We start from the raw sequence: 20,459 nt of genomic DNA, 5'->3' as shown, positions 1-20,459 counted from the left end.
AGGCCCCGCCGATCAACGCTGCAAGCAGCTCACTTTACCCACCAGTCATTCAAAGTCCGTTGCGTGCCTTGAACTCACGGCGACGGCGATGCAGCACAGGCTCGGTATAGCCGTTGGGTTGCTTGGCGCCTTCGAGTACCAGCTCGACTGCCGCCTGGAAGGCAACGTTGTCGTCGAAGTTGCCCGCCATCGGGCGATACAGCGGATCGCTGGCGTTCTGCTTGTCGACCACCGCCGCCATGCGCTTGAGGCTTTCGAGCACCTGCTCCTGGCTAACTACGCCATGGCGCAGCCAGTTGGCTAGCAACTGGGCAGAAATGCGCAAGGTGGCACGGTCCTCCATCAGCCCCACGTTGTTGATGTCGGGCACCTTGGAGCAACCCACGCCCTGGTCGATCCAGCGAACCACATAGCCCAGGATGCCCTGGGCATTGTTGTCCAGCTCGTTGCGGATTTCCTCGTCCGACCAGTTGGGGTTGGTCGCCAGCGGAATGGCCAGGATGTCATCGACCGAAGCCGGTGTGCGCGAAGCCAGCTCGCGCTGGCGCGCCTGCACGTCCACCTTGTGGTAATGCAGGGCGTGCAGGGTGGCGGCCGTTGGCGAAGGCACCCACGCGGTATTGGCACCGGCCAGCGGGTGAGCGATCTTCTGCTCCAGCATGGCGGCCATCAGGTCGGGCATGGCCCACATGCCCTTGCCGATCTGCGCACGCCCTTGCAGGCCGGTGGCAAGGCCGACATCGACGTTGTTGTTTTCATAGGCGCCGATCCACTTCTCGTTTTTCATGGCGCCTTTGCGCACCACCGGGCCTGCCTCCATGGAGGTATGGATTTCGTCGCCAGTGCGGTCGAGGAAGCCCGTATTGATGAACACCACGCGCTCGGCAGCGGCCTTGATGCAGGATTTGAGGTTGACCGTTGTGCGGCGCTCCTCGTCCATGATGCCGACTTTGACGGTATTGCGCTTCATGCCCAGCAGGTCTTCGACCCGGCTGAATATCTCGGCGGCGAACGCCACTTCTTCCGGGCCATGCATCTTCGGCTTGACGATATACACACTGCCGGTACGGGTGTTGCGACGGCTGGTGGTGCCGTTGAGGTTGTGCAGCGCCATGAGGTTGGTGAACAGACCGTCCTGGATACCTTCCGGGACTTCGTTGCCTTGGGCGTCGAGGATGGCCGGGTTGGTCATCAGGTGACCCACGTTGCGCACGAACAGCAGCGAGCGACCATGCAGGGTGACGCTGCCCCCGTTAGGCGCTGCGTACTCGCGATCAGGGTTCATGGTGCGGGTGAACGTCTTGCCGCCTTTGCTGACGCTTTCGGCCAGGTCACCTTTCATCAGCCCCAGCCAGTTGCGATACACGATCACCTTGTCGTCGGCGTCGACGGCCGCCACGGAGTCTTCGCAGTCCATGATGGTGGTCAGTGCCGATTCCATCAGGATGTCCTTGACGCCTGCGGCATCGGTGCTGCCCACCGGGGTACTGGCATCGATCTGGATTTCGAAGTGCAGGCCGTTGTGCTTGAGCAACACAGCAGTCGGGGCGTTGCTGTCGCCGTGGAACCCAACCAGTTGGGCATCGTCGCGCAGGCCGGTGTTGCTACCGCCTTTGAGGGTGACGACCAATTGGCCGGCCTCGATGCGATAAGCCGTGGAATCGACGTGCGAACCTGCCGCCAGCGGTGCCGCTTCATCGAGGAAGGCACGGGCGAAAGCGATCACTTTGTCGCCACGTACCTTGTTGTAGCCTTGCCCCTTTTCGGCACCGCCTTCGTCGCTGATCGCGTCGGTGCCGTAGAGCGCGTCGTACAGCGAGCCCCAGCGGGCATTGGCGGCGTTCAGGGCAAAGCGTGCGTTCATGACCGGTACCACCAACTGCGGACCGGCCATGTGGGCGATTTCTTCGTCCACATTTTGCGTGGTGGCCTGGAAATCGTCGGCTTGTGGCAGCAGGTAACCGATTTCCTGAAGGAAAGCCTTGTAAGCCGGGGCGTCGTGGGCCTGGCCTTTGCGGGCCTGATGCCAGGCGTCGATCTGGGCTTGCAGCTCGTCGCGCTTGGCGAGGAGGGCTTTGTTCTTTGGAGCGAGGTCATTGATGATCTTTTCAGCACCTGCCCAGAACTGCTCGGCGACGATGCCGGTTCCGGGGATGGCTTCGTTGTTCACGAAGTCGTACAGGACCTTGGCGACCTGAAGGCCACCGACTTGAACGTATCCAGTCATTGCTTGCCTCACTCTGCTCAGCTATTTCGCTCTTTTGTATTGAGCCTGTAGCGCTTCTCCTCGCACGGCACCAGTGCATGCCTCCGGTAGGAGCCCGGACGCGGCTGGGTGCGGTTTGCCTGCCTGGCGGCAAGCAGCGTGCATTCTTCACAGGCGCCTCGACAGACCTTCAAACGACGTTGTGTAGTCCGCGCCCACGGATACTACATGAAGCAGCTGGCTGGGCACTATCAGACTAAAAGCGGCGTCAGGCGACCTGTTGGTCGCACAGGATCATGCAAGGAAACGCCATGTTCGCAAAAAACGGAGTGATTGTTCCAGATAAATCTAAAAACAGTACACGATTTATAAAGGAGATTGCCCTGCGGCAGGTTGACGCGCCGTGCCTATACTGTGGCGACACCCTGGCCCCTGCATGGCCTGAACCCTACTCAAGGAACATCCCGTGGAACATCTTGTGCTTACCGTGATCGCCCCGGACAAGGCCGGCCAAGTCGAGCGGATCGCCCAGTGCATCGCTGATTTCGAGGGCAATTGGCTGGAAAGCAGCATGTCGCGCATGGCTGGGCAATTTGCCGGCATCCTGCGGGTAGCGGTGCCGGCGGATCGGTATGACGCGTTGGTAGATGCGCTGGGGGCGTTGTCCGCACACGGCATTCGCTTGCAATTGGCAGAAAGTGGCGGCGAGCCTACCCATGCATCCAAACCCTTTGGCATGGACCTGGTTGGTAACGACCGGCCAGGGATCGTGCGCGATATCACCCGCGTGCTGGCCGAGCTGAACGTGAACGTCGAACGCATCGCCACGGAGGTACGTCCGGCACCGATGAGCAACGAACCGCTGTTCCATGCCGAGGCCCTTCTGGCATTGCCCGCGTCCCTTCCTCTGGAGCAACTGCAGCAACGTCTGGAGGCCTTGGCCGATGATTTGATGGTGGAGTTGCGACTACGCGCGGATGAGTGAATGCCGATCGCGCTTGCAGTAAAGCTTGCAGGGGTTATCCCTATTTAAAGGGGACGGCCTTGTGGATAAGCTGGGGCTATCGCGCCCGAGCGCCCGGCCTGCAAGGGCTGCGGAGATTTGATCGAAAATTGATCAATGCAGAGGGGTTGTTCACAAACGACGGGGAAGAGGGTGTGGATAAGCTCTGGAGATGTCTCTGCAGCCCTTGGAAATCAAGGTATACAGAGACATGATCGTTTTTTGATCAGCGGCTTTTACGCAAACTCCACCACGCATCGACGCTGTACAGCGCCAGCCCCGCCCAGATGAACATGAATGCCGTGAGCGTGCTTGGGGACAGATGCTCGTCAAACAGCCATATGGCCTGGAGCAAGACCAGCGTTGGCGCCAGGTATTGCAGAAAGCCCAGCGTGGTGTAGGGCAGATGCCGTGCGGCAGCGTTGAAGCACACCAGCGGCACCAGCGTCACGGGGCCTGCAGCCATCAGCCACAAGGCCTCGCTTGTGGTGTAGAACGTGCCTTGCGCGCTCATGGCGGCAGGGTGCAGCAGTAGCCACCCAAGCGCCAGCGGTACCAGCATCCAGGTCTCGACCACCAGCCCGGGCAGGGCCGCCACGGGGGCTTGTTTGCGAATCAGCCCGTAAAACCCGAAGGTCAGCGCCAGTGCCAAGGACACCCAGGGCAAGCTGCCCACTTGCCAGACCTGTTGCATCACGCCGAGCGCGGCCAGGCCCACCGCCAGCCACTGCAGGCGGCGCAGCCGTTCGCCGAGAATGAGCATGCCGAGCAGGACATTGATCAGCGGGTTGATGTAGTAGCCAAGGCTGGCTTCGAGCATCCGTCCATTGTTTACCGACCAGACATACGTAAGCCAATTGGCTGCGATCAATGTGCCGCTCAACGCCAGGATGGCCAGGCGCCGCGGGTTGTCGCGCAGGTCGCGCCACCAGCCGGGGTGCTTCCAGAAGGCGAGCAGTACAGAGCCGAACAGCGCTGACCACAGCACGCGGTGGACGATGATCTCCACGGCGGGCACGCTTTGGATGGCTTTGAAGTACAGGGGGAACAGGCCCCAGATGATGTAGGCGCTCAGGCCCAGGAGATACCCGCGACGCGGGTTTGCAGCGTGCATGCAGAGTCCTTGCTTAAGGTGCTGATTAACGGCAGTTATTGTAGACAGAGCCGACGGTCGATCTAGAACAACTTGAGTGGGGCCTCATCAAGGGCGGCCATTTGCTCACGCAGCGCCAGAATCTGATCGCCCCAGTACCGCGGCTGACCAAACCAGGGGAAGCTGGGTGGGAATGCCGGGTCATCCCAGCGACGCGCCAGCCAGGCACTGTAGTGCAGTTGACGCAGGGCACGCAGCGGCTCGATCAACGCCAGTTCGCGCGGGTCGAAGTCGTGAAATTCGTTGTAGCCCTCGACCAGTTCGGCCAGCTGGCCCTGACGTTCATCACGGTTGCCTGCCAGCATCATCCACAAATCCTGCACCGCAGGGCCCATGCGGCAGTCGTCCAGGTCAACCACATGGTAGACCTCGTCGCGGTGCATCAGGTTGCCCGGGTGCAGGTCACCGTGCAGGCGGATGGTCTGGTGCGGGGTGCGGGCATAGGCGGCTTCCACGCGAGCCAGCACATCGCGCGCAACCGATTCGAATGCGGGCAGCAATTCTCGGGGAACGAAACCGCCCTTGAGCAGTGTGTCCAGCGAGGCATGCCCGAAGTTATCCACAGCCAGCGCCTCCCGATGTTCGAACGGTCTGCTGGCAGCCACGGCATGCAGACGACCGATCAACTGGCCAAGGCGATACAGCTGATCGAGGTTGCCGGGTTCCGGGGCATGGCCACCACGTCGCGGAAACAGCGTAAAGCGAAAGCCACCGTGTTCGAACAGCGTGTTGCCTTGATGCTGCAGGGGCGCTACCACCGGCACTTCGCAGGCGGCCAACTCGGCCGTGAAGCGGTGCTCCTCGACGATGGCTGCATCGCTCCAGCGCCCGGGCCGGTAGAACTTGGCGATCAAGGGCTGCTCGCCCTCGATACCCACCTGGTAAACGCGGTTTTCATAGCTGTTCAGCGCCAATACCCGCGCATCGCTGAGAAACCCCAGGGATTCCACGGCGTCGAGCACCAAGTCGGGGGTAAGTGTGGCGAACGGGTGGGACATGATGACTCCGGCGGTAGGCAGCGTGGTCGTCATGTTACCGCGTTGGCCAGCCAGGCGCCGCAGGGGACTCGGCCATTTGCCAGGGCCGCGACAGGTCAGGCCGGGATGCCAATCACCACATCAGCGGCAGAGAACTGCACGCGCAGGGCGCTACCCATTGTCACCTGGTGCTCTGCCAGCCAGGCCGGTTCGGCGAAGGCGCACAGGATCTGACCATTGCCAAGCACAAGGCGCACTTCGTGGGGGCCGTCGGTGCCCGTGAGAATCGAGTCCACGGTCACCTGCAGGCAATTGTGCTGTTGATCCGCCTGGTCGCTGTGGCCCAGCAGGCGCACCCAGCCTGCCTTGAGCAAGGCCACCACCGTCGTGCCCAGGGTCAGCCCCAGGCGCTCGGTGCTGTCATGGGTGATCAAGGCTTGGATCTGTAACCCCCCACTCAGTGCGAGCCCGACCCGGTCATGCCATCCCACGCGATGCAGGGCGCTGACCTGCCCTTGCAGCTGGTTTCGGGCGCTGGTGCGCAGCATCAGGCGACCGAGCAGGTCAAGGTCGCTCACATCATCGGTGGCTTCGAGCAACTGAGCCTGCAGGGCTTGCAGGCGCTGATACAGCCGCAGCACCCGTTCGCCTTCGGCAGACAGGCGTGCCCCCCCGCCACCGCGACCGCCAGTGCTGCGCTCCACCAGGGGGCTGCTGGCCAGGTTGTTGAGTTCATCGATCGCATCCCAGGCAGCCTTGTAGCTCATGCCGGCAGCCTTGGCGGCGCGCGTAATGGAACCCTGCTCGGCAATATGCTGCAAGAGGGCCACGCGCTGTGGGCGGCGGGTAATGTGGTGGGTCAGTGGGGCAGGTAAGGGCATGGGCATCCGACCGGTTCGGTGATGGGCCAGTGTACGGGTGGGCGTAGCGTACCACTGCGTCGCCATCACTGGGCTGCACGCTCATGCATGGCCGGGCTTGGGTGTACGTGCCAGGCAATAGACGTCCACACGTGCGGCACCTGCCTTGCGCAGGACCTGTGCAATAGCCTGCGCCGTCGCACCGGTGGTCAGTACATCGTCGACGAGCGCGACATGTTGGCCGTGCAGGCCATCGCACACGGCGAACGCCTGGCGCAGGTTGCGCCATCGAGCCTTGGCGCTCAGATGCTGTTGGGCCGTGGTGTGGCGGGTGCGTACCAGCAGATGTTCGACGCAGGGCACTGCCAATTGCCTGGACCACCAACGCGCCAGCATCGCGGCCTGGTTGAACCCCCGTTCACGCAGCCGGCGCCGTGCCATGGGTACGGGAACCAGCACGTCGGGGCGGGGCAGGCCCTCGGCGTAGTGATGGCTCAATGCATTACCGGCAATCTCAGCCATCAGGCGACCCAGCGGCCACTGGCGGTTGTGCTTGACCCGACTGATCAGGGTGTCCACCGGAAAGGTGAAATGCCAGGGTGCAAGCACCCGTTCGAATGCTGGCGGCCTGCGGTTGCACTGCCCGCACTCCATGCCTGCCATGGCCAGAGGCAGGGCGCAGCGTATGCAGTGGTCGTCATCCAGCCAGGGCAATTGTTGTTCACATGGCTCGCACAGTGCATAAGGTTGCAGCGCAGGTGCACTGCATAGACTACATGTCTGGTTAATTAATGACCATTTGTAAACCAGTCTTTTAAGCTTAAGTTGACAGTTCATGGGCCTTCCCTGACTATTTCGGCTATCCGTGAAGCGCGGGCGTTCTCCTTGCCCGGCGCCTGCTAGAGCCTAAACAAGGAAACGCCGATGAGCGCCAGCACAACTGCAACAACACGTCACGACTGGTCCCTGGCCGAGGTCAAGGCGCTGTTCCAACAGCCGTTCAACGACCTCATCTTCAACGCACAGGCCGTACACCGTGCGCATTTCGATGCCAACCGGGTGCAAGTCTCCACGTTGCTGTCGATCAAGACCGGTGCCTGCCCTGAAGACTGCAAGTACTGCCCGCAGTCCGGCCACTACAACACCGGCCTGGAAAAGCAGAAGCTGATGGAGGTGCAGAAGGTGCTCGAGGAGGCCGCGCGCGCCAAGGCGATTGGTTCTACGCGCTTTTGCATGGGCGCTGCGTGGAAGCACCCTTCGGCCAAGGACATGCCCTATGTGCTGGAGATGGTCAAAGGTGTCAAAGCCATGGGCCTGGAAACCTGCATGACCCTCGGCAAGCTCGACCAGGAGCAGACCCAGGCGCTGGCCCAGGCGGGCCTGGACTATTACAACCACAACCTCGATACCTCCCCCGAGTTCTACGGCAGCATCATCACCACTCGCACCTACGCCGAGCGCTTGCAGACCCTGGCCTATGTGCGCGATGCCGGCATGAAAATCTGCTCTGGCGGCATCCTCGGCATGGGCGAGACACTCGATGACCGCGCAGGCCTGCTGATCCAACTGGCCAACCTGCCCGAGCATCCGGAGTCCGTGCCGATCAACATGCTGGTCAAGGTGGCCGGTACGCCGCTGGCCGACGAGGCCGACGTCGATCCGTTCGACTTCATCCGCATGCTGGCGGTGGCCCGTATCCTCATGCCCAAGTCGCACGTGCGCCTTTCGGCAGGCCGTGAGCAGATGAACGAACAAATGCAGGCCTTGGCCTTCCTGGCCGGTGCCAACTCGATCTTCTACGGTGAAAAGTTGCTGACAACGGCCAACCCCCAGGCCGACAAGGACATGCAGCTGTTCGCACGCCTGGGGATCCAGCCTGAAGCCCGTGAAGAGCACGCCGACGAAGTGCACCAGGCTGCGATCGAGCAGGCGCTGGTCGAGCAGCGCAACGACGCGTTGTTCTACGACGCAGCGTCGGCCTGACATGGCCTTCGACCTGGCTGCGCGGCTGGCCGAACGGCGCGCGGCGGACCTTTACCGACAGCGCCCCTTGCTGGAAGGCCCACAAGGGCCAAGGGTGGTGGTCGATGGCCAGCCGCTGCTGGCCTTCTGCAGCAACGATTACCTGGGCCTGGCGAATCACCCCGACGTGGTCGCTGCCTGGCAGGCCGGTGCCGATCGCTGGGGTGTGGGTGGGGGTGCTTCGCACCTGGTCATAGGCCATACCACGGCGCACAACCAACTTGAGGAAGCATTGGCCGAACTGACCGGGCGGCCGCGAGCGCTGCTGTTCTCCACCGGCTACATGGCCAACCTGGGGGTGATCACCGCTTTGGTGGGCAAGGGCGATACGGTGTTGCAGGACCGCCTGAACCATGCCTCGCTGCTCGACGGTGGCCTGCTTAGCGGCGCGCGCTTCAGCCGTTACCTGCACAATGATGTTGGCAGCCTGAGTGACCGTCTGGCCAAGGCTACAGGCAATGCGCTGGTCGTGACCGATGGCGTGTTCAGCATGGACGGTGATGTAGCCGATTTGCCGGCGCTGGCCCAGGCGGCGCGCGCGCGCGACGCCTGGCTGATGGTGGACGATGCCCACGGCCTGGGCACCCTGGGTGCGGGCGGCGGTGGGGTCGTCGAGCACTATGGCCTTGGCGTGGACGATGTCCCGGTACTGGTCGGTACGTTGGGCAAGGCGTGCGGTACGGCGGGTGCGTTCGTGGCAGGCAGTGAAGCGCTGATCGAGGCGCTGATCCAGTTCGCCCGACCCTACATCTACACCACCAGCCAGCCGCCCGCTTTGGCCTGCGCCACCCTCAAGAGCCTTGAGCTGGTGCGGACACAGGCCTGGCGGCGCGAGCACCTGGCGGCACTGATACAACAATTTCGCGAGGGCGCAGAACAACTGGGCTTGCGCCTGATGGAGAGCCAGACGCCGATCCAGCCGATTGTCATCGGTGACAGCGCGCAAGCGCTTCGCCTGTCGCGTCTACTGCGCGAGCGAGGCCTGTTGGTGACCGCTATCCGGCCACCTACGGTGGCGGTCGGTAGTGCGCGATTGCGCGTTACCTTGAGCGCCGCCCACACGGCAGCCCAGGTGCAGCTATTGTTGAATGCATTGGCAGAGTGTTATCCACAACTGGAGCGCGCCGATGCGTAACCGACTCGTACTGCTACCAGGCTGGGGCCTGGGAACCGCTTCCCTTGAGCCCCTTGCAGCCAGCCTGCGCGCCCAGGACCCCGGGCTTCAGGTGACGCTGATGCCTTTGCCGGAGCTGGATCACGATGATGTGCAGGGGTGGGTCGACCACCTGGATCGCAAGGTACCCCACGATGTGTGGCTTGGGGGATGGTCATTGGGCGGCATGCTGGCCAGTGCCCTGGCCGACAAGCGCGGCGACCACTGCTGCGGCTTGCTCACCCTGGCCAGCAACCCCAGTTTCGTGGCCCGTGCCGATTGGCCTCACGGGATGGCCGAAGACACCTTCGGAACGTTTCTGGATGGTTGTCGCAGCCACCCTTCGGTCACGCTCAAGCGCTTTCGCACCCTGTGCAGCGATGGGGCGATGCAACCGCGCACGTTGCTTCGGCAGCTGGGCGTAGGCGTTCCAGACACTGACCCGCTGTACCTGGCCACGGCGCTGCAGGTACTGGCGCAGCTGGATACCCGCGCAGCCCTCGAGGCATTCGCCGGCCCGCAGCTTCACCTTTTTGCCGGCGCAGATGCCTTGGTGCCAGCCGAAGCTGCGCAGGGGTTGAGCGAGCTGTTGCCCGACGTGGAAGTCGGCCTTGTGGAAGACAGTTCCCATGCGTTTGTGCTCGAGTATCCACAAGAGCTGGCCAGCGGTATCAAAAGTTTTCTGCATGAGAGTGGCGATGACTGATCTATCCCAGCCAGGTTTGCCTGGCGCCTTGCCCGACAAACGCCAGGTGGCCGCGTCGTTTTCGCGTGCGGCCGCTAGCTATGACAGCGTGGCAGCCCTGCAGCGTGCGGTCGGCATGAACCTGTTGACGATGCTGCCATCTGACCTCGAATCGGCTCGCTGGCTGGACCTGGGCAGTGGCACGGGTCATTTCAGCCGGGCGCTTGCCGAGCGTTACGGGCCTGCAAGCGGTATCGCCGTGGACATCGCCGAAGGCATGCTGCGCCATGCTCGCGGTCGAGCCGATGGCGCCCAGTGCTACATCGTCGGCGATGCCGAGCGCCTGCCGCTGGGCGAGGGTTGCGTCGATCTCGTCTTTTCCAGCCTGGCCGTCCAGTGGTGCAGTCATTTCGCCCAAGTGCTGGATGAAGCTTGGCGTATCTTGCGTCCGGGCGGTGTTCTGGCCTTCAGCAGCCTGTGCGCAGGTACGCTCGATGAATTGCGCGGCAGTTGGCAGACCGTGGATGGCCAAGTGCATGTCAACCGCTTCAGGCGCTTCGACGAATACCAACACTCATGTGCAGCCAGCACGCTCGAGACGCTGACCCTGCAACAGTTGCCGCATGTATTGCATTATGCGGACGTGCGCACATTGACCCATGAGCTCAAAGCACTGGGGGCACACAACCTCAACCCGGGTCGTCCCGCCGGGCTCACCGGGCGCGCCCGCGTACAGGGTATGCTCCAGGCATACGAAGCCTATCGCCAGCCACAAGGGCTGCCTGCCACTTATCAAGTGGTCTACGGCGTGCTGCGCAAACCTGTGGCATAGGAGTACTTCATGAGTCAGGCGTATTTCATTGCCGGAACTGACACCGATGTTGGCAAGACCACCATTGCCGCCGGTCTTCTGCATGCAGCGAAGCTGCAGGGGTTGAGCACCCTGGGCGCCAAGCCGGTGGCATCGGGCTGCAACATGACAGCCAAGGGCCTGCGCAACAGCGACGCCCTGGCGCTCATCGACGAAAGCACCATCAAGCTCGCCTACGAGCAGGTCAACCCATTCGCCTTCGAGCCAGCCATCGCCCCCCATGTCGCCGCGCGAGAGGCCGGTGTGACGCTGGCGGTGGCGCAGTTGCTGGCAGACATGCGCACGGTATTGGAGCACCAGGCCGATTTCACCTTGATCGAGGGTGCCGGTGGCTGGCGGGTGCCGCTCTCGGGTCTGGAGAACCTGTCGGACCTGGCGGTTGCATTGAAGCTGCCGGTCATCCTGGTGGTAGGGGTAAGGCTGGGTTGCATCAGCCACGCGCTGCTCAGTGCCGAAGCCATCGAGCGTGACGGACTACAGCTCGCCGGATGGGTGGCGAACATCATCGAGCCAAGAACGTCGCGGCTCGAAGATAACCTGGCCAGCTTGGCCGAACGGCTGCCGGCGCCTTGTCTGGGCCGTGTGCCCAAGCTCAAGCAAGCCACGGCGGACAAGGTGGCCGAGCATTTGCAACTGGACTTGCTGGCATAACCTGCGCGTACCTGCGCTGCGGATAGGGTCGAGCATATGAAGGTTACCCGATGCTGGCATGGTCAAGGTCTATCAAGTGGCACCGAGCCATTAGCGATTTAAACGGGTTTTTTTGTGGCTGGCCTGCTTTAATGGGGCCTCACCGTCATCCAGTGTCGATGGAGTCCTGACATGGAAATCACCGGTAGCTCCGCCTTCTACGCCGGCCTAGGCGCCATTCACACTGGTCAGAATCGCGTCGACCAGGCCGCCAGCCAGATCGCCAACACCACCGCCGAACGTTCCGCCACCAGTCAATCGAGTGATTTTCAGGCCGAGCGGCTGCGTGCCGTCGACAGAAGTCAGCAAATGGACCTGGCCACCAGCACCGTGCAAATGGCCTTGGGCAGAACCGAAGTCGAACTTGGCGCCAAAGTCGTCAAGGCATCCGACGAAATGCTGGGTCGTATCATCGACACCTATGCCTGACGGTCGATAGCGCTTTCTCGCCTGACACGCAACGCTCAGAAGCTTGCACTGCCTCGTTTTCTCTTCTTCGCTCGAAGCGTCCTCGTCCCTGCGGGGACGCGGGCATGTGTGCGGATGGCAGATTCGCCATTTTTCGTGGCGTAAATGGCATCTTGGGGCCTTCTTGACATCCGGCAGCGGTAAACGTAAGTTTCAAACAACTGTTTGATAGACCCTGCCGCGTGTGCCGGTCCCCCACAGAACTCACCTAGAGGTTCATCGCCATGCCTGACTACAAAGCCCCCCTGCGTGATATTCGCTTCGTGCGTGACGAGCTGCTCGGCTACGAGGCGCACTATCAAAGCCTGCCAGGCTGTCAGGACGCCACGCCCGACATGGTGGACGCGATCCTCGAGGAAGGTGCGAAGTTCTGTGAGCAGGTACTGTCGCCGCTTAACCGCGTAGGCGATCAGGAAGGTTGCACCTGGAGCGAGGTGGGCGTGAAGACGCCGACCGGTTTCAAGGAAGCCTACCAGCAGTTCGTCGAAGGCGGCTGGCCAAGCCTGGCGCACGATGTGGAGCATGGTGGTCAGGGCCTGCCCGAGTCGCTGGGCCTGGCCCTGAGCGAAATGGTAGGCGGTGCCAACTGGTCGTGGGGCATGTACCCAGGCTTGTCCCACGGCGCGATGAACACGATCTCGGCCCACGGTACTCCCGAACAGCAGCACACTTACCTGACCAAGCTGGTTTCGGGTGAGTGGACCGGCACCATGTGCCTGACCGAACCCCATTGCGGCACCGACCTGGGCATGCTGCGCACCAAGGCCGAACCCCAGGCCGACGGCAGCTACAAAGTCAGCGGTACCAAGATATTCATTTCGGCCGGTGAGCACGACATGGCCGAGAACATCGTGCACATCGTGCTGGCACGCCTGCCCGATGCACCGGCTGGTACCAAGGGCATTTCCCTGTTCATCGTGCCGAAGTTCCTGCCTAACGCCGAAGGCGCAGCGGGTGAGCGCAACGGTGTGAGCTGCGGCTCCCTTGAGCACAAGATGGGCATCCATGGCAATGCCACCTGTGTGATGAACTTCGACGCAGCCACTGGTTACCTCATTGGCCCGGCCAACAAAGGCCTGAACTGCATGTTCACCTTCATGAACACGGCACGCCTGGGTACTGCGCTGCAGGGCCTGGCCCATGCCGAAGTGGCCTTCCAGGGTGGCTTGAAGTATGCCCGCGAGCGCCTGCAAATGCGCTCGCTGACCGGGCCCAAGGCGCCTGAGAAGGCCGCCGACCCGATCATTGTCCACCCGGATGTGCGTCGTATGCTCTTGACCATGAAGGCCTTCGCTGAGGGTACCCGTGCGATGGTGTACTTCACCGCCAAGCAGGTGGACATCGTCAAGTACAGCCAGGACGAGGAAGAGCGCAAGAAGGCCGATGCCTTGCTGGCGTTCCTGACCCCAATCGCCAAGGCCTTCATGACCGAAGTAGGCTTCGAGGCTGCCAACCATGGGGTTCAGGTCTACGGTGGGCATGGCTTCATCGCCGAGTGGGGCATGGAGCAGAACGTTCGTGACAGCCGTATTTCCATGCTGTACGAGGGCACCACAGGCATCCAGGCCCTGGACTTGCTGGGCCGCAAGGTGCTGATGACCCAAGGCGAGGCCCTCAAGGGCTTCACCAAGATCGTGCACAAGTTCTGCCAGTCGCAGGAAGGCAACGAGGCCGTCAACGAGTTCGTTCAGCCCCTGGCTGCGTTGAACAAGGAATGGGGTGAGCTGACCATGAAGGTAGGTATGGCCGCCATGAAGGACCGTGAGGAAGTGGGCGCGGCCTCGGTGGACTACCTCATGTACTCCGGCTACGCCTGCCTGGCTTACTTCTGGGCCGACATTGCCCGCTTGGCTGCCGAGAAGCTGGCAGCAGGTACCAGTGAAGCGGCGTTCTACACCGCCAAGCTGCAGACGGCACGCTTCTACTTCCAGCGCATCCTGCCGCGCACCCGCACGCATGTGGCTGCCATGCTGTCCGGTGCGGACAACCTGATGGCCATGGACGAAGAACACTTCGGCCTGGCTTACTGATTCACCTCAGGTTGTACGCGAACCGTCTGCTCCGGCAGACGGTTTTTTTATGTCTGGCGCAAGCCAATAGCAAAGGTGCTCAAGTGTACAGGTGAATGGCCGATCAACTAAGGGCACAATGCCACTATTGGTCTGCCAGGTTGGAATTGCCTTTGCTTCGCCTTGACGCTGTTCGCGCAAGCCATTTCGTACCCTCTCTCGTCTTGCTGGGGGCAGGCTTGGCTGCGGCTTACGTCAAGGACCTCAGCGTTTTCTTCACGTCGCTTTTCAATGTTTTGCCAACTCTCGTGCTGTTGATGGGGGGCGCCTATTGCGCGGTATACAGGCGCCAGCGGGAGCTGTTTCTGATGCTCACGGTGTACATCGCCTATTTCCTGCTCGATACCCAGACCGACTTCTACCGGGACAACGGCCGCGTTCGTGAAGATGCTGCCGTGATCTTCCATCTGGTGTGCCTGTTACTACCGGCGTTGTATGGCCTTTATGGCATCTGGCAGGAGCGCACGCATCCGCTCCAGGACCTGGTCGCCCGGTGTGCGGTGCTGGTGGCCACGGCCGCGGTGGCGGCAGGCTTCGAGCAAAGCTTTCCCGAGGCGTTGCTGGCCAGCCTGGCGGAAATCCGCTGGCCAGTCCTGCACGGCCAGTGGATGAGCCTGATCCAGCTGGCCTACCCGGTGTTCATGGGCATGCTGGCGTTACTCGTCGTACAGTACCTGCGTGCGCCCAGGCCCCTGCATGGCGCCTTGATCGTGGGCCTGGTCGGTATTTTCTGGATGCTGCCCAAAACATTCGTGTTGCCCTTCACGCTTAACATCATGTGCAGTCAGGTCATGCTGATGATTGCCACGGCAGTCGCCCATGAAGCGTACCAGATGGCGTTTCGTGACGAGCTTACCGGGTTGCCGGGCCGTCGCGCGCTCAATGAGCGCCTGCAGCGACTAGGGCGCTCCTATGTGATTGCCATGGCCGACGTGGACCATTTCAAGCGCTTCAACGATACCCACGGGCATGATGTCGGCGACCAGGTATTGCGCCTGGTTGCCAGCCGGCTTGGCAAGGTCAAAGGGGGAGGCCGCGCCTATCGCTACGGCGGCGAAGAGTTCGCCGTGGTGTTCGCGGGCAAGACGGCCGAGCAGTGCGCGCCGCATCTGGAAGCGGTTCGAGAGGCGATCGCCGGCTATGGCATGCACTTGCGTGACCAAAGTGCGCGTCCGCTGGATGACAATACCGGGCGCCAGCGCCGCGCGGGCAGCAGTGGCGACACGGTTACGGTGACCATCAGCCTGGGTGTGGCCGAGCGGCAGGGCGACAACCGTAGCGTTGATGAGGTGCTCAAGGCTGCCGACCAGGCGCTGTACGCTGCCAAGGCCGCAGGGCGCAACTGCTTGATGGTGCACGGCCTGAGAAACCGTCGAGGAGCGGTGCGGGAAGCGTGACCATTGCTGACTCTACAGTCTTTTGATGACCCTATGTGTCGTAAAAGTTGTTCGGTTACACTGGTCCCACTACCCGTGCTGCGGTGCTCATCGCCGCCCGTCCTGACCAGCGAGAGGTTGTCATGGCTGAATATAAAGCGCCCCTGCGCGACATGCGCTTCGTACTGAATGAAGTCTTCAACGTGGGCCAGCAGTGGGCGCAACTGCCGGGCCTGGCCGAGTTGGTCGATGCCGAAACGGCCATGGCGGTGCTTGAAGAGGCGGGCAAGGTCACTGCACGCAGCATCGCACCGCTCAGCCGCGCTGCCGACGAGGAAGGCTGCCGCTGGGACAATGGCGCGGTGCATACGCCCGCAGGGTTCATCGAAGCCTATGACACCTATGCTCAAGGTGGCTGGGTAGGCGTGGGTGGTGACCCAGCCTTCGGCGGCATGGGCATGCCCAAGGCGGTATCGGCCCAGGTCGAGGAGATGGTCAACGCAGCCAGCCTGTCGTTTGGCTTGTACCCCATGCTCACCGCAGGCGCCTGCCTGTCGATCAACGCGCACGCCGACGAGGCGCTCAAGCATACGTATTTGCCGAACATGTATTCAGGTGTGTGGGCAGGCTCCATGTGCCTGACCGAACCCCATGCGGGCACTGACCTTGGCATGATCCGAACCAAGGCCGAGCCTCAGGCTGACGGCAGCTACCGGGTGACCGGCACCAAGATCTTCATCACCGGTGGCGAGCACGACCTGACCGAGAACATCATTCATCTGGTCCTGGCCAAGCTACCGGACGCACCGGCCGGCCCCAAGGGGATCTCCCTGTTTCTGGTCCCCAAATTCCTGGTCAACGACGACGGCAGCCTGGGTGCTCGCAACCCGGCGACCTGCGGGTCCATCGAGCACAAGATGGGTATCCAGGCCTCGGCCACCTGCGTGATGAATTTCGACGAGGCGGTCGGCTATATCGTCGGGGAGCCCAACAAGGGCCTGGCCGCGATGTTCACCATGATGAACTACGAGCGGCTTGGGGTTGGTATACAGGGGCTCGCCTCGGCCGAGCGCTCTTATCAGAACGCTGTCGAATACGCCCGCGATCGCCTGCAAAGCCGTGCGCCCACTGGGCCGCAAGCCAAGGAAAAGCCTGCTGACCCGATCATCGTGCACCCGGATGTGCGGCGCATGCTGTTGACCATGAAGGCGCTGACCGAGGGCGGACGGGCGTTTTCCAGCTACGTGGCCATGCAACTGGACAGCGCCAAATACGCGCAAGACAGTGCCGTACGCAAGCGCAGCGAAGAATTGGTCGCGCTGTTGACCCCTGTGGCCAAGGCATTTCTGACGGACCTGGGCCTTGAGTGCACCCTTCACGGCCAGCAAGTGTTCGGTGGGCACGGGTATATCCGCGAATGGGGGCAGGAGCAGCTGGTGCGCGATGTGCGCATTACCCAAATCTACGAAGGCACCAATGGTATCCAGGCGCTGGACTTGATGGGCCGCAAGGTGGTGGCCAGTGGTGGCGCGTACTACCAGTTGTTCTCCGACGAAGTGCGTCAGTTCATTGCTGGTGCCGCGGCTGACATGGCTGCGTTTACCACTCCCCTAGGCGCTGCGCTCGACCAGCTGGACGGTGTGACCGACTGGGTGCTGCAACAAGCCAAGGGTAATCCGAACGAGATCGGGGCAGCGTCGGTTGAATACCTGCATGCCTTCGGCTATGTCGCCTATGCCTACATGTGGGCACTGATGGCCCAGGCTGCCCTGGCAGGCGAGGGTGATGAAGCGTTCTACCAAGGCAAGCTCGGCACGGCACGCTTCTATTTTGCTCGCTTGCTGCCGCGCGTCGACTCGCTCATCGCCTCGGTCAAGGCGGGTAGCGAAACACTGTACCTGCTGGATGCGGAGCAGTTCTAGGACTGGCGCAGACGTTGATACGGCCGTAGCTAAGGGCGCCCGCTTCAGGGTGGGCGCCATTACAAAGGGTGCAGATAGGAATGATTACCCTTTGTAAGCCTTTTCCTACAGCACGTGGTGACTTTTCACCACTGTTCTCAGATTGGATCCAGGGTTATCTTTATTCCATGGACGTTGCGCAGGAAGCGCATAGGACAGATCACGGAAGACGACGAAGGATTTCCTGCCAGGATGGTGGGGCGATACGGATGTCACAGGGAAACAGTCTGAAGAACCCCGCCTCGGCGGGGTTTTTCTTGTGCGTCACGTTCAGCCCAGTGCATCGAGTGGCGAAGCCGCCGGTCCACGCAAGTCAGTCTCTTCTTCGAGCAGGCCACGCAGAAGTTCTATTGAGGCCTGCTGACGCTGAGCGTCACGGAACACCAGGCCTACCTTCAAGGGCACCCTGGGCTCACTCAACGGCTTCCACAGCAGCCCTTGCTGCGCCTGTTCGGCTTCCTTGGCCCGCCCCGGCAGGATGGTCGCCAGTGAGGTGTGCGACAGGCTGTCGAGAATGCCTGCCATGTTATTCATTTCTGCCTGAACCTGCGGGCGACGACCTTGGCTGGCCAGCTGTGCCTGCCAGATCTGACGCATCTGGAATTCCTCGCCCAGCATCAGCATGGGCAGTTCCGCCGCCTGGCGGATCGACACCTTCTTGAAGTCCTTGAGCGGGTGGGTCGTTGGGATGACCAACTGCAATTCGTCCTCGTACAGCAACACGCCATGCAGCCCAGGTTGGCGCGCGGGCAGGTAGCTAATGCCGATGTCCAGCGTGCCGCTGATCAGGCGCTTCTCGATTTCCAACCCCGACAACTCATAGATCTGCACTACCAGGTGCGGCTGGGCCTTGCGCAGTCGTTCCAGAAGCTGCGGTACCAGGCTCGGCCGAACCGTTTGCAAGACGCCGATCGCCAGGGTTCGCAGTGCCTGCCCCTTGAAGTTTCGCATCGCCTCGTGGGCCCTTTGCAAGCCATCGAGCAAGGGCAGGGCATGGTTGTACAAGGTGTGCGCCGCCAGTGTAGGCAGCAGGCGCTTGTTACTGCGCTCGAACAGGCTCAGGTCCAGGCCATGCTCGAGCTGGCGAATCTGCTGGGACAGGGCCGGTTGAGACAATGACAGGCGCTCGGCGGCACGCCCGACATGGCCTTCTTCGTAGACCGCGACGAAATAACGCAGTTGGCGAAAATCCATAAGTTCTACTTATTGAAAATACTGCTAAATCGAAATGTCGGAATCGGCATTCGGCGCCTAGTCTATCGCGGTATAACAACGGGTTACAGGCTTCACAAGGACCTCATCCTTACCATGGTCTGACTCCCTATCCATAGGCACGGCATTTCAGTTACACCAAGGCCGTTCCAGCCCTGCCCATCATCCAAGCGTGCATAACTTCGATGAACCTGTTCAACCTTCGCCGTCCAGCGCGTGCTATCGGGATTGAAACGTTGCCTGAGCCAGCACGCGCTCGGCCTCGTATTAATGCCAAGGCCCCTGACTCACCTGTTTTCATCAGAGGGCAAGGCGCGTGGCTTTGGGACGACCAAGGCCAAGCCTGTCTGGACTTCAACCAAGGCGACGGGGTCAACACGCTGGGGCACAGCCCCGAGTCGATCGTCAAGGCGGTGGCGAACCAGGCTCAGGCTTTGATCAATCCGGGTGTGGGGCGCTCGCACGAGGGCGTTCTGGCATTGAGCGACCAGCTCTGCCAAGCGACCGGGAGTGAACGTGCCCTGCTTTTCGACAGCGCGGCACAGGCACATGAAGCCGCTATTCGCCTGGCTCGCCACTGGGGTGAACGCCACCGCCACGGCGCGGGCCATATCATCGTTGCCCGCCAGGGCGGGGAAGACGTGTACGGTGCGCCTGTGGCCAGCAGTGCAAGCCATAGCAAAACGGAACACGCCCATCTGAGCCATGTGCCGTTCAATGACCTGGCTGCACTTCACGCCGCAGTCGAGTCGCGCACGGTAGCCATCGTGTTGGAACCATTGCAAAGCCAGGGTGCGATCGTTCTTGCAACCGCTGAATACCTCAAGGGCGCTGAGGCCCTTTGCCGCGAGCTGGGCATTCTGCTGATCCTTGATGAAGCACGCACAGGCATGGGCCGCTGCGGTGCGTTGCTGGCCGAAACCCTGTACGGCGTGCAAGCCGACATCTTGGCGCTGGGTGCCGGCCTTGGTGGGGGTGTGCCACTGGCCGCCGTGCTGGTGCGCAACAGCGCTTGCTGCGCGCCGTTGGCAGGGCTACCGGATGCCCGGTACAGCAATGCGGTGACGGCCGCAGCAGGCCTGGCAGTTCTGAAGACGGTGCTGGATGCAGGCTTCCTTGAGCACGTGCAGGACACTGGCCGTCATCTACGTGAGGGACTTAGCCGCCTGGCGGGCCGCTTTGGCCAGGGCCAGGTCTGCGGGAGTGGACTGTTGTGGACGTTGCAGCTCAATGATCCCCTGGCACGGGCGCTGGAGCGTGCGGCATTGCAAGAGTGCCTGTTGGTCGGTGCGCCCCAGGCCGATGTGCTGCGGTTCTCACCGGCGCTAACGGTGACCCGCGGCAATGTCGACGAAATGCTGTTGAGGCTTTCGCGCGCGTTCGCGCGACTGCACGCTGTCCAAGCCTCGGGACGAAAGATGCCCGCCTAGTCCACCCACGTAAAACCGAACCGTCTGGCGTTTCTGCGCACCGCCCCGGGCCTGTCACATTCGGCCCTGGGCGTTTTTTTTGCCTGTGGAACCTCTGCAAGCGGCGGCGAGTCTGTGATGTAACCCCTTACGGAGAGACTCGCATGGACATTATTCGGATTATCATCGCAATCATTCTGCCGCCCTTGGGCGTGTTTCTGCAGGTGGGGTTTGGTGGAGCCTTCTGGCTGAACATTCTGCTGACCTTGCTTGGCTATATCCCAGGCATCGTGCACGCGGTGTACATCATCGCCAGGCGCTGAATTCCGTGCGGCTCACGGATG

At 61.9% G+C, this 20,459-nt stretch carries 18 protein-coding genes; 12 read left to right on the top strand and 6 right to left on the bottom strand.

Annotation, left to right across the window (positions count from 1 at the left end; translation table 11 throughout):
• Window positions 1-49 precede the first annotated feature (49 nt).
• Window positions 50-2,227 (bottom strand): malate synthase G, encoded by a 2,178-nt coding sequence (locus tag FS767_RS02000; RefSeq protein ID WP_144964016.1) that lies wholly within the window; start codon window positions 2,225-2,227, stop codon window positions 50-52.
• 445 nt (window positions 2,228-2,672) lie between these two features.
• Between FS767_RS02000 and FS767_RS01995 the strand changes: the two genes are divergently transcribed.
• Complete coding sequence (locus FS767_RS01995) at window positions 2,673-3,191, top strand: glycine cleavage system protein R (protein ID WP_144964015.1); 519 nt, start codon at window positions 2,673-2,675, stop codon at window positions 3,189-3,191.
• A 244-nt stretch (window positions 3,192-3,435) separates the two neighbouring features.
• Here FS767_RS01995 and rarD read toward each other — a convergent pair whose 3' ends face one another.
• The 4 genes from rarD to FS767_RS01975 form a co-directional block, all read right to left on the bottom strand.
• The gene (gene rarD / locus FS767_RS01990) at window positions 3,436-4,323 is read right to left on the bottom strand and encodes an EamA family transporter RarD (protein ID WP_078479243.1); all 888 of its coding nucleotides are present in this window, start codon (window positions 4,321-4,323) and stop codon (window positions 3,436-3,438) included.
• A gap of 62 nt (window positions 4,324-4,385) precedes the next feature.
• Window positions 4,386-5,360 (bottom strand): serine/threonine protein kinase, encoded by a 975-nt coding sequence (locus FS767_RS01985; protein WP_144964014.1) that lies wholly within the window; start codon window positions 5,358-5,360, stop codon window positions 4,386-4,388.
• A 95-nt stretch (window positions 5,361-5,455) separates the two neighbouring features.
• A complete protein-coding gene (locus tag FS767_RS01980; RefSeq protein ID WP_144964013.1) occupies window positions 5,456-6,220 on the bottom strand; it encodes a TOBE domain-containing protein in 765 nt (254 codons plus the stop codon).
• An 81-nt stretch (window positions 6,221-6,301) separates the two neighbouring features.
• Window positions 6,302-7,036 carry a ComF family protein gene (locus tag FS767_RS01975; RefSeq protein ID WP_144964012.1) on the bottom strand — a complete coding sequence of 245 codons (735 nt, stop codon included), beginning with the start codon at window positions 7,034-7,036 and terminating at the stop codon, window positions 6,302-6,304.
• 87 nt (window positions 7,037-7,123) lie between these two features.
• Between FS767_RS01975 and bioB the strand changes: the two genes are divergently transcribed.
• The 9 genes from bioB (at window position 7,124) to FS767_RS01930 (ending at window position 17,455) form a co-directional block, all read left to right on the top strand.
• The gene (gene bioB / locus FS767_RS01970; protein ID WP_058603006.1) at window positions 7,124-8,182 is read left to right on the top strand and encodes a biotin synthase BioB; all 1,059 of its coding nucleotides are present in this window, start codon (window positions 7,124-7,126) and stop codon (window positions 8,180-8,182) included.
• Between the two features lies 1 nt (window position 8,183).
• Window positions 8,184-9,356 carry an 8-amino-7-oxononanoate synthase gene (gene bioF / locus FS767_RS01965; protein WP_144964011.1) on the top strand — a complete coding sequence of 391 codons (1,173 nt, stop codon included), beginning with the start codon at window positions 8,184-8,186 and terminating at the stop codon, window positions 9,354-9,356.
• Window positions 9,349-10,080 (top strand): alpha/beta fold hydrolase, encoded by a 732-nt coding sequence (locus FS767_RS01960; protein WP_144964010.1) that lies wholly within the window; start codon window positions 9,349-9,351, stop codon window positions 10,078-10,080. The genes bioF and FS767_RS01960 overlap by 8 nt, the downstream gene beginning before the upstream one ends.
• Window positions 10,073-10,891 (top strand): malonyl-ACP O-methyltransferase BioC, encoded by an 819-nt coding sequence (bioC, locus tag FS767_RS01955; protein WP_144964009.1) that lies wholly within the window; start codon window positions 10,073-10,075, stop codon window positions 10,889-10,891. Before FS767_RS01960 ends, bioC begins: the two co-directional genes overlap by 8 nt.
• A 9-nt stretch (window positions 10,892-10,900) precedes the next feature.
• Window positions 10,901-11,581 (top strand): dethiobiotin synthase, encoded by a 681-nt coding sequence (bioD, locus tag FS767_RS01950; protein ID WP_100852369.1) that lies wholly within the window; start codon window positions 10,901-10,903, stop codon window positions 11,579-11,581.
• Between the two features lie 171 nt (window positions 11,582-11,752).
• Entirely contained in the window at window positions 11,753-12,049 is a 297-nt protein-coding gene (locus FS767_RS01945) for a pyrroloquinoline quinone biosynthesis protein PqqE (RefSeq protein WP_144964008.1), read from the top strand.
• A gap of 263 nt (window positions 12,050-12,312) precedes the next feature.
• Window positions 12,313-14,118, top strand: coding sequence for a phenylacyl-CoA dehydrogenase (locus FS767_RS01940; RefSeq protein WP_144964007.1), 1,806 nt, complete (start codon window positions 12,313-12,315; stop codon window positions 14,116-14,118).
• 152 nt (window positions 14,119-14,270) lie between these two features.
• Complete coding sequence (locus tag FS767_RS01935) at window positions 14,271-15,554, top strand: diguanylate cyclase (protein ID WP_144964006.1); 1,284 nt, start codon at window positions 14,271-14,273, stop codon at window positions 15,552-15,554.
• Between the two features lie 122 nt (window positions 15,555-15,676).
• Window positions 15,677-17,455 carry an acyl-CoA dehydrogenase C-terminal domain-containing protein gene (locus FS767_RS01930; protein ID WP_144964005.1) on the top strand — a complete coding sequence of 593 codons (1,779 nt, stop codon included), beginning with the start codon at window positions 15,677-15,679 and terminating at the stop codon, window positions 17,453-17,455.
• A 309-nt stretch (window positions 17,456-17,764) separates the two neighbouring features.
• On the opposite strand, the gene FS767_RS01925 is transcribed toward FS767_RS01930, so the two are convergent.
• A complete protein-coding gene (locus FS767_RS01925; RefSeq protein WP_144964004.1) occupies window positions 17,765-18,688 on the bottom strand; it encodes a LysR family transcriptional regulator in 924 nt (307 codons plus the stop codon).
• A 203-nt stretch (window positions 18,689-18,891) separates the two neighbouring features.
• Here FS767_RS01925 and FS767_RS01920 point away from each other — a divergent pair, with 203 nt between their 5' ends.
• Both FS767_RS01920 and FS767_RS01915 read left to right on the top strand, forming a co-directional pair.
• On the top strand, window positions 18,892-20,136 hold the full coding sequence (locus FS767_RS01920; RefSeq protein ID WP_144964003.1) for an aminotransferase class III-fold pyridoxal phosphate-dependent enzyme: 1,245 nt from the start codon (window positions 18,892-18,894) through the stop codon (window positions 20,134-20,136).
• A 143-nt stretch (window positions 20,137-20,279) separates the two neighbouring features.
• On the top strand, window positions 20,280-20,438 hold the full coding sequence (locus tag FS767_RS01915; protein ID WP_023532725.1) for a YqaE/Pmp3 family membrane protein: 159 nt from the start codon (window positions 20,280-20,282) through the stop codon (window positions 20,436-20,438).
• Window positions 20,439-20,459: the final 21 nt, after the last annotated feature.

The sequence above is a fragment of the Pseudomonas sp. DE0010 genome, from assembly GCF_007680745.1.
Taxonomy (GTDB): domain Bacteria; phylum Pseudomonadota; class Gammaproteobacteria; order Pseudomonadales; family Pseudomonadaceae; genus Aquipseudomonas; species Aquipseudomonas parafulva_B.
Note: the sequence above shows the minus strand (reverse complement) of the source record. Positions and strands in the feature narration are given on the sequence as shown.